At 43.4% G+C, this 6,049-nt stretch carries 6 protein-coding genes; all 6 read left to right on the top strand.

From position 1 onward, the window contains the following. On the top strand, positions 1–1,399 hold a 1,399-nt coding region (locus tag L5M37_RS23800), incomplete at its 5' end, for a hypothetical protein (protein ID WP_263201907.1). Positions 1,400–1,461: 62 nt separating this feature from the next. Next, positions 1,462–1,800, top strand: coding sequence for a hypothetical protein (locus L5M37_RS23795; protein WP_263148894.1), 339 nt, complete (start codon positions 1,462–1,464; stop codon positions 1,798–1,800). Between the two features lie 272 nt (positions 1,801–2,072). Then, a complete protein-coding gene (locus tag L5M37_RS23790; RefSeq protein WP_011787805.1) occupies positions 2,073–2,333 on the top strand; it encodes a type II toxin-antitoxin system Phd/YefM family antitoxin in 261 nt (86 codons plus the stop codon). Next, positions 2,333–2,644 (top strand): type II toxin-antitoxin system RelE/ParE family toxin, encoded by a 312-nt coding sequence (locus L5M37_RS23785; RefSeq protein WP_099458567.1) that lies wholly within the window; start codon positions 2,333–2,335, stop codon positions 2,642–2,644. The genes L5M37_RS23790 and L5M37_RS23785 overlap by 1 nt, the downstream gene beginning before the upstream one ends. A 23-nt stretch (positions 2,645–2,667) precedes the next feature. Continuing rightward, positions 2,668–5,748 carry a Tn3 family transposase gene (locus L5M37_RS23780; protein WP_011787830.1) on the top strand — a complete coding sequence of 1,027 codons (3,081 nt, stop codon included), beginning with the start codon at positions 2,668–2,670 and terminating at the stop codon, positions 5,746–5,748. Between the two features lie 37 nt (positions 5,749–5,785). Then, positions 5,786–6,049, top strand: a 264-nt coding sequence (gene tnpB, locus L5M37_RS23775) for an IS66 family insertion sequence element accessory protein TnpB (RefSeq protein WP_263201906.1), incomplete at its 3' end; no start/stop codon positions are given.

Below are 6,049 nucleotides of genomic sequence, written 5' to 3'. Positions count from 1 at the left end.
CTCATTATCTAGTGCGCTTGGTGGAAAACAACGACAATCGCTGAATATTCCGTATCTGCAAAGCATTAGTCTACTGACAGGCTACAGGCCGGAAGCTCGTAAGACCGAAAGCGCAAACCAGTTCTCCCGCCGTGTCGTTAAAATCAGCAAACAGGGTATTGAGAAGGGCAATTCTAGGATGGTGTTTTACAAACCAAAATTGGACTGCAGATTACATGAGGCACACCAACAGACTTCTTCTTTGTTAGTRCCTAACTTCTCTGGCTTTACTCAGCAGGCTATCGCGACCCACGAAGACCTGTCATTTGACCCAGCTGCCACGGTAGAAAACATTCAGCTATCCGAATTGTCGCTTGAGAAATGGTATGCCATTGATGGCCCAAGACGCGCCTTGCAGCTTCACAGGGACTTTATGGCMTMTTTYTGGCGSAACCGYCAYAGCTACGGCTWCAAAGCRATTGATGTRCGGCGCTACKGTGGCACCCATGTGGCTGAAACCTTGTTAKCTGAAGGCGTGATCACSATTAAAACGAGCTATTGGKGCCAGCTSCAAGCCATTTTAAAGCGCACACAGATATTTCAGCAGCTCGGAATGTTCAGCTTTCAGTCTATGCCTTACATCGATGTTGCGAACCATCCCCGCGCCATCGATATGACCCAGCATCGCAGGGATAAGACAGAAATCCTTAATATCATTAGAGCGGAGCGAAATGCCCAGCGCCACGGGGTTAAAACCGCCCTAACCAACGATGACACAGTAGAGCGCCTAGGATTTAACATCGAGCGCGTTATTCAGGACGCAGGTTGGGCAGTAAGGGAAATGATAGATGGTCTTAATAGCCATTTACTCCATGTTAGATTTGATACCTCAGACGTAGGGGTAACCCAGAGAGCTGGAGTGTCTAAATTATGGCTGGCACTGATGTTCGGCGGCGTGACCCAGATTGATGATGTACTTAAACAGCTGTTATCGCCTGCTCAGCTGGCTCAACTCAAAGAGCATCCGAGCGACTACCTCAATGCCAGCAGAGTCATGGCCAAGTCGTTGAACTTGATTGTCGCTGAATTAATCCGAGCTGCCCATGATTGGAACGGCGCTATATCAACGCTTAAACAGCAATTATGTAAAGGCTTAACGCGGGAAGAGTACAAGGTCGCTGTCGGCTCCCTGGTGCCAGCCGAAGTGTACGACCAATCCATTTTGGAGTGGTGGAAGCCAAACCCTGACAACTTCAAATTGTTGTTGGGGAAAGCGTTAGAAACGATGGAAGAGAACTTACGCTTTATTGAGTCACTTAACCAATCGTTACAGCGAGTACAGCGCCTAGCAATGCCGCAGGCAGCTAACAAGATGACTCTGGGTGCACGCTTGACGGCATTGAAGAGGAAGGCAGCGTAAGGCAAAATTTGCGTGATTTGGACTTGGTGAGATCCTGTATTTAAATAAACAGGAGCCTTGCCATGCCCAGATTCGATTTCAAAGACCCTCTCAATCCACGGTTGGCGGTAAAGCCGCAAGTGTGGCAAACGCCCTTTATCCGGCTAGCTAATCGCATCCCTCCTAGTTACCGCATCCACTTCGTTGGCGTGACAGTAGATTGCCGTTTAGGCTACACCGGAAGGCGCCAATTTCACTCGCTGGCGCAAGCTCTCATTTGGGCCGAATCAATGTATGGTGATTCGTGGTCGAATAAGCGATTTACTCAGGAGTTGGATTTGCATGTTTTATTGGATTGCACCAGTCGCTCGCTACCACAGGATTTGAAAAATTCCATAGCGGCACAGTTACGCAGATGCTAATAGGCTAAATTTGCCCAACGCGCCAAAAGTGTAAAGTTAGATTTATGCACGAGGTAACAACTTGTTTTCAATATCAAATACACCTTAAACCTAAACATTAAAAATTTGCCATAATCTCTTTAGAGATTTTGATAACCGACTTATGATAGTAGTTTTGATAGGTGATAAATTACTCTATCAAATTGTATACATTTTGATAGGGTGCATTTTTGACTTTTATCGCCCAACTGGTGTAAATTGAGCGAATCGAACGATTCGTTTAAAGGTGATAAATGAACACTCTTTCAGCCAATGAAGCAAAAATTCACTTTGGAGATTTGTTGCTCAAAGCTCAACAAGCTCCAATCCAAATTAATAAAAATGGCAAGCCTGTGGCCGTTGTTATTTCAGCTGATGCATACCAAAGTATCGAGACACTAAAATTACATTTGCTTCAATCCAAAGCGGTGAAAGCCATAACTGACATCAAAATGGGCAATTTGGTTGATGGTAATACCTTTTTTGATGAGCTGGCCGCAGGGCAGTATGACTAATGCCGGTAACTTATCATTTAACGCCCGATGCACAATCTGATCTGATAGGTATTCACCGCTTTACGTTAGCCCAATGGGGAACGACTCAGTCGAAGACCTATTTATCAGGACTTAGACAAACGATTCAACTGCTGGCTGAAACACCCACCCTTGGGAAAAATAGACCCGAGGTACGCATGAATGTGTTTAGCTTCCCTTATTCAAGTCATGTCATCTATTACATCCAACATGAGCATCAATTCGTTGTATTTGGGATCTTACATAAAAGTATGATTCCACTTGCACATCTCGCGGAGCGGGAAATTATTTGATGTAGTGAAATAGGGAGGGCACCATGAAAAATGATGTTCGGCGGCTATCTATTTTGTCAACTGATGAAATAGATGAACTGTTTGGATTACCTCATTTCTCAGATGATGATCGTCGATTATATTTTGACTTAAGTGCTAAAGAGCGCGAGCTATTCGACAATACCCGAACGTTTTCTGTGGCAGCCCATTTAGTATTGCAACTGGGCTATTTCAAAGCCAAACGGCAGTTTTTCAGTTATGAACAAGAATCGTCAGTACTAAATGACTTGGATTACATTGCCGCGCTGTACTTTCCCACCAAAACGCTTTCAAGACTGAAAAGTCCCTCAAGACCGATTAGGGCTGAACAACAACGAGCAATTCTTGATTTATTCCAGTATAAACAATGTGATAATGAGGTAAAAGTTGATTTGGAAGATAAAGCACAGCGGGTTGCGATGTTATCGACACAACCTATCTTTATCTTTCGTGAATTAACCCAATACTTAGCATTACACCGTATTGTCATGCCCAGTTATCGGTATATGCAAGAGATGATTGGTAGAGTGGTGGCTTATGAACGCACCCGTATTGCTCGATTACTTAGCACTTGCATGACTTCACTTATCGATCAGCAATTAGCGGCTTTGCTTCGGGCTGAGTCAGGAGTATTTCGCGTCAGCGCATTAAAACATGAAGCTAAAGATTTCAGTTATAAAGAATTGCGACATGAAGTCGCACGGCGGCAGTTTTTCCAGCCTCTACATGAGTTTGCCAAGCAGTTCCTCATAACAGCGGGGATCTCCAATGAAAGCGGCAAGTATTATGCTTCTATGGTTAAGTTTTATACCACTTATAAACTTCAACGCATGAAAAAAGAGACTGCTCAGTTATATCTGCTGTTTTTTGCTTTTCATCGGTTTCAGCAAATTAATGACAACTTAATTGAAGCATTGCTCCATTGGGTCGATCAATACGAGAAACAGGCCAAGCGTGCCGCTGAAGAAGCAATGAATAATGCGGTTACCAATGCAGCGAAAAATTTACAGGCTGCGGGTCATGTATTGAGCCTGTTTACGGATGACACCATCACCGATGACACACCTTTTTCCATTATTAAAGAAAAAGCCTATGCATTGCTTGAACAAGAGAGATTCCCATTAGTTGCTGATTACTTACGCAATATTGCTTTCGACAAAACGGCATTTGAATGGTCACATTACACAAAATTATCCGCCACATTCAAACGTAACTTAAGGCAACTTTTTACTGATCTGGATTTTGCCGGACGTGTAGAAGACTCTCCTTTGCTTGAAGCTATCGCGTTTTTACAAAACTTATTGCGCACAGAAAAATCACCAAGGCAAACTGACCCTAATTCATTTCCGACTGAGATTATTCCTAAAGGTTTACGCCGATATTTGTTTAGTAAAGAGGGCAAAACATTTAAAACGCTTGATGTAGATCGCTATGAGTTTTTGGTCTATCGCCTACTACGCAACTCACTGGAAGCGGGTGATGTGTACGTTAAACATAGTAATGAATTTCGCCGCTTTGAAGATGACTTAATAAGCGATCTTAGATGGCAGGATAAAGAACGAGTATTGCAAGATATTGGTGCACCCATTTTATTGGCCCCTATCCAAGATACTCTGGCTGTATTTCATACTATGCTAGCAGCACGTTATAGTGCGATTAACCAACATATTTCTGATGGGGTCAACAAACATATTAAAGTAATTGGGGCTGCCGAAAAGCGTCGTTGGAAGCTGCTTTATCCGAGCAGTGATGAATCCGTTAATAGCGATTTTTACAGCCAGTTACCAGGAATTGGTATTGCGGATCTACTGTGGTTTGTTGCGGGTAATACTGGATTTTTAAATGCATTTACCCATGTATTAGATCGTTATGTAAAGCATGAAGCTGATCCCCGTGAAATTTTCGCCTGTATTGTTGCGATGGGAACAAACATGGGGTTAGCAAAAATGGCTGAGGTTTCAGGCCTTAGCTCAGCATCAATGGCGGGGACATCAAGAAATTATCTACGCTTGGAGACATTACGAGCGGCTAATGATGCGATTAGTAATGCGACCAGCCAGCTACCCGCATTTCATCTCTATGATATTCAGGACACACTTCATTCAAGTAGCGATGGTCAGCGGATAGAAACGCAAATTAACACCCTTAACGCTCGATATTCTCCCAAGTATTTTGGTTTACAGAAAGGTGTCAGCGCCTACACGTTGGTTGCAAATCATGTTCCTATAAATGCAAAGATTATTGGGACTCACGAACATGAAAGCCATTACGTTTTCGATTTATTGCATAACAATACCTCTGATATAAAGCCAGAACGGCATTCCACTGACACCCATGGCACCAATCAGGTTAATTTTTGGATTTTGCATGCATTTGGATATCATTTTGCACCTCGTTATCGTGATTTGCATAAGAAAATGGATACGTTAGTCGGCTCACAACATCCCAATGAGTGTGGTGACTGGCTAATAAAGCCTGCCCGAAAAACCAACGATGAATTGATTGAACGTGAATGGCCCAATATTCAACGGATCATGGCATCGCTAGCTCAAAAAGATGTTACTCAAGCCACGATTGTTCGCAAACTCTCGAGCTATTCGCGTCAGAATCAGACCAAGAAAGCATTATGGGAGTTGGAAAACATATGCCGAACGCTATACATTCTCGACTTTGTCGACGATGTTGGCTTACGTCAATGTGTACAAAAAGCATTAAATCGTGGCGAAGCCTATCATCGTCTTAGACGAGCAGTTGCATTTGTTAACGGTGGAAAATTCAGAGTAAAAACAGAAGAGGAGCAGCAAATATGGAATGAATGCTCTCGGCTCATCACCAACGCGGTCATTTACTACAACACAGTGCTGCTATCTCGTGTCTATGAACAGAAGCAAACAGTAGGAGATCAAAATGCACTGGCTCAGCTTCACAGTATTTCGCCCGTTGCATGGCAGCACATCAATATGTATGGCAATTTTGAGTTTAGTCCATCAACCTCAAAAATAGATATCGATGCATTGGTTGCTCGATATGCTGAACCAGAATATTGGAAGCAAGCGCTGATTGAGAACGAGAATTCAAGTGAGTGATTTTAGAATTTAAAGCTAACTTTACATTTTTGGCGCGTTGGGCAAATTTAGCCATAAACAGCCGGTCGACTTTCGTAAATCCATTAATGGCTTATCGTTGCTGGTCGAGCAAGAGATGCAGCTCTCGCCATTTAGCGGCGCACTGTTTGTGTTTTGTAATCAGCAGCGTACCCGGTTAAAAGTACTGTACTGGGATAGCACCGGGTTTTGCCTGTGGTACAAACGGCTTGAAAAAGACAAGTTCCGCTGGCCACGGCAGATGCCTGGCAAAATACTGTCTATTAGCGAGCAGCAATGGCAT

Origin of the sequence: Shewanella sp. SM69, assembly GCF_025653985.1 — a bacterium.
Taxonomy (GTDB): Bacteria; Pseudomonadota; Gammaproteobacteria; order Enterobacterales; family Shewanellaceae; genus Shewanella; species Shewanella oncorhynchi.
This window is presented reverse-complemented; position numbering and strand designations above follow the sequence as displayed.